The 2,578-nt window shown below is 73.2% G+C and carries 1 protein-coding gene and 1 pseudogene; both read right to left on the minus strand.

Annotation, left to right across the window (positions count from 1 at the left end; all coding sequences use genetic code 11):
• A pseudogene (locus tag HUW36_RS34685) lies at positions 1 to 278 on the minus strand (hypothetical protein); the annotation flags it as partial.
• A gap of 552 nt (positions 279 to 830) precedes the next feature.
• Positions 831 to 2,578: vWA domain-containing protein (locus HUW36_RS30590; protein ID WP_174531263.1), on the minus strand; the 1,748-nt coding region annotated here is incomplete at its 5' end.

Here is a 2,578-nt window from a genome sequence, read left to right on the forward strand (position 1 = left end):
CAGCTTCGACTCCTGCAGGGCGGTGGCGATCGAGATGACCGCGGCCCGCTCCGGCAGACCGGCCTTCTTCGTGGCGGCGATGATCGCCTTCGCGTTGGCCAGCTGCTCGTCGTTCAGGGTAATGGTCGACTGCTCACCCTGCACGCTGGCGACAGCCGCCACCGGCTTACCGGCGTGCGCGGGGTGTCGGCGTGGGCGGCGACCGGACCGGCGAACACGCCACCGGTGAAGGCCAGACCAGCAATACCCAGGATGCTCTTACGCAGGATCGTGTTCATCAGGGGGGCTCCATTCGGGGGTCGACACACCCGGGGGACGGGTGTGGGCACCGTCAGGCGCACAAAGTCTTGGGGGGGTTCGGCTGCTCGCGGGGCCCGTGGGGGGCTGCCTTGCGGCGCCGGGACCAGGTGTAACGACCGGCTACCGGCCGCCATTCCCCGCGGGGCGGGGCGGCGTGATGGCGCGGGCCGGGGGTGGTTCGCCTGCTCGGTCGTTCACCGGGTTACAACGCCGCCGACCCGCCGCCGATTCCGCGCCGGGGGTGCCGCCCCACCACCACCGAACCGGACACCTACACCGCAACCACACGCGCGGGTCGAACGGCGCGGCAGGAAGCCCAACGACTGTCAGTAGCCAGTCGGCAGGCCGATCACCAAAAGACCGATATACCGCTGAGTCATAATTATGACCCAGCGGTATATCGCTCAGAACTGACGTGCCGCTGCGCCGCTGGGTCGCCGGGCCATCGATCAAGGAGTGGGACCAGGACGAGGGGCGCGAGCTTCAGAGGGCTAGGACTGCCGCGACAGGCGGCGTGCGGGGCAGCGATCTCAGCGGCGACCGTGGCGGGCGCGCAGGTAGTCGGAGACCACGTACTCGCCGAGATCGTCGAGGTCGGGCGTGAACATCCGGCCCCTCGACCGCCGCGCCACCGCGTCCACGAAGCGGCGCAGCCCGGGGTCGTCGCCGAGCATGAACAGGTTGAGCGTGGCGCCGTACCGGGTCAGCTTGTCCACCTCGCGGATCGTCGCCGTGATGGTCTCCGGCAGCGGCGGCCAGTGGAAGTACGCCTCGCCGTCCTCCGGGTCGAGGTGGGCGGTGGGTTCGCCGTCGGTGACCACGAGGACCACCGGTTCGGCGCCCGGGTGGCGGCGCAGGTGCCGACCGGCCAGCCGCAGCGCGTGCTGGAGGTTGGTGCCCTGCTGCATGTCCGGTTCGACCGCGGCCAACTCCTGCTGGGTCAGCGGCATCGCCTCCCGACCGAAGCCGACGATCTGCAACGCGTCCTGCGGGAACCGGGTCGCCATCAGGTGCGACAGGGCCAGCGCCGTCTGCTTCATCGGCCCCCAGCGCCCCTGCGAGATCATCGAGTACGACAGGTCGACGCAGAGCACCACCGCGGCGGACGCCCGGCGCTCGGTCTCCACCACCTCGAAGTCCTCGACCGCGAGCTGTACCGGCACGCCGGTGCCGGCCCGGCGTACCGCTCGGGTGAGCGTGCGCACCACGTCCAGCGGCTGTTCGTCGCCGTACTCCCAGGGGCGGGAGGCGCCGCTCACCTCGCCGGCGGCACCGGCCGAGCGCAGGTCGTGCTGACCGCGCGGGCCGGCCGTCAGGTCGGCGAAGACGCGGCGCAGCGCGGTGCCGGCGAGCCGGCGCAACGCCTTCGGGCTGAGCGTCAGCCCCTCCGCGTCCCGGGTGACCCAGCCCTGGCGGCGCAGTTCCCGCTCCAGCTCGCGCAGCCGGCGTACGTCGTCGGCGGCCTCCCGGCCGAGCGTCCGGGCGACCGCCTCGACGTCGACGTCGTCGAGCGTGGCACCCGGCTGGTCCTGGTCGAGGGAGTCCAGCAGCTCGTCGAGTTCGGCGATCTCGTCGAGCGCGCCGGTGGCCTCGCCGTACCCGAGGGGCTGGTCGCCCCGGACCCGTTCGCCGCGCTGCCAGTTGAGGTCGGGGCGCAACGACCGCAGGTGCTCGTCGAGCTGGGACAGCTCACCGGCGAGCCGGTCGCCGAGGGACTGGCGCATCAGCCCGGCCAGTTCCTCGCGCTGCCGGTCCGACAGCGACCGCATCAGCCGCTCCCCGGCCGCCGCCCGGCGGGCGAGCACGTCGACAAGCTCGTCGACGTCGCGGGGGCGCTCCGGGAAGAACTCCCCGTGCCGGCGCATGAACTCGGCGAACGCGTCGGTGGTGTCCTCCGCGCGGGCGTGCCGGGCGAGCAGGTCGTTGAGGTCGCGCATCATCTCGGCGAGCTGCTGCTGGGCGGCCGGGTCGGCGGCGGCCCGCGCCGCGTCGCGCAGGCCGGCGAAGCGCTGTTCCAGCACCTCGCCGCGCAGCCCGTCGAGGATCCGCTGGTAGGTCTGTCGCGCCTCGGCGCTGGCCCACTCGTACCCGGAAAGCTCCTCGACGGCGCGGGCGGTGGAGCGGGGCAGGTTGTCCAGCACCGCCTCGGCGAACCGGGCGTCGTCGCCGTCGCGGCCGCCCAGCTCGTCCCGTTCCGCGGCGAGGGCCTGGTCGAGCAGCGCCCGCGCCCGGGTCACCGCGCCGTCCAGGTCACCCCGGCGCAACGCCTCCCGGCGCA

It is taken from the genome of Micromonospora maritima (genome assembly GCF_902825405.1).
Lineage (GTDB): Bacteria > Actinomycetota > Actinomycetes > Mycobacteriales > Micromonosporaceae > Micromonospora > Micromonospora maritima.